The organism is Spirulina sp. CCY15215 (assembly GCF_016888125.1).
Classification (GTDB): domain Bacteria; phylum Cyanobacteriota; class Cyanobacteriia; order Cyanobacteriales; family Spirulinaceae; genus CCY15215.
Genome location: NZ_JACSWA010000149.1, coordinates 1 through 913, shown reverse-complemented (window position 1 = coordinate 913; position 913 = coordinate 1). Strand labels below are relative to the sequence as shown.

The window sequence follows — 913 nt, the reverse complement described above, 5'->3', positions numbered from 1 at the left end:
CAGAAAGGTAAGCGTACAGTTAGGTTTCGATCTAACCAAGGCGTGTAGGGCAGTCTTGGCTCTGCCAAAGCGGTATTTTTTGGATTCTCTTTCAAAACGATATCGTAAGCGTTGTGAGCGCGGCTTCAGCCCGCTCACAGCATCCGCTTAGAATCCCCGTCTCTTTAGAGCGGGGAGAAGTCAAAATGATACAACCTGCTATTTTAGAAAAATTAGAGAGTTTGCCCGAATCGCTACAACTCAAAGTTCTGAATTATATTGACTCATTAATTCAAGAAAAAGAGCAGTCTTTAACATCTGAAAATGCTCCTAAACAATATCGTTTTGCTGGGTCGATGAAAGGCACATTCGTTTTGCCATTACCAGAAGATTTTGATAAGCCTCTCGATGACTTCGAGGAATATATGTAATGAGTAAAATTTTGTTAGATACTCATGCTTTTATCTGGTTAGTAGAGGACGATCCCAAGCTACCATCATCTACTAAAGATAGGATTGAGGCAAGCGATCGCGTTTTCGTCAGTATTATCAGTTTTTGGGAAATTGCGATTAAGCTCAAAAAAGCAAAAATTTTCTTATTTTGCGATTTTAATGATATTGAATCTCGATTTAAAACAACAGACTTGGAACTCTTACCGATTAAAATCGAGGATACTATTCAACTGTACAATTTACCATTTTATGTTGAAAATCATAAAGATCCCTTCGATCGCCTATTAATTGCTCAAGCAATTCGGCGATCTCTCCATTTGGTCAGTCGAGATGCTTTTTTTGATGCTTATCCAGTTAAGCGAGTATGGGTATAAAAAAGTATAGTTGTTTGAACGCTCCCCAACCAAATCAAAGATTATGGTTGGGGATTCTTTCAGCTACGAGAGACCTCGTAGCGTTCCCAGAACAACTGGCGTTCTCAG

General features: G+C 39.2%; 2 protein-coding genes. Both read left to right on the top strand.

Features of this window, described 5'->3' with window-relative positions:
- Nucleotides 1-185 precede the first annotated feature (185 nt).
- The gene (locus JUI58_RS00705; RefSeq protein ID WP_204101831.1) at nucleotides 186-410 is read left to right on the top strand and encodes a DUF2281 domain-containing protein; all 225 of its coding nucleotides are present in this window, start codon (nucleotides 186-188) and stop codon (nucleotides 408-410) included.
- Nucleotides 410-805, top strand: a complete 396-nt coding sequence (locus JUI58_RS00700) for a type II toxin-antitoxin system VapC family toxin (RefSeq protein ID WP_204101830.1) — start codon at nucleotides 410-412, stop codon at nucleotides 803-805. Before JUI58_RS00705 ends, JUI58_RS00700 begins: the two co-directional genes overlap by 1 nt.
- The last annotated feature ends 108 nt before the right edge of the window (nucleotides 806-913 follow it).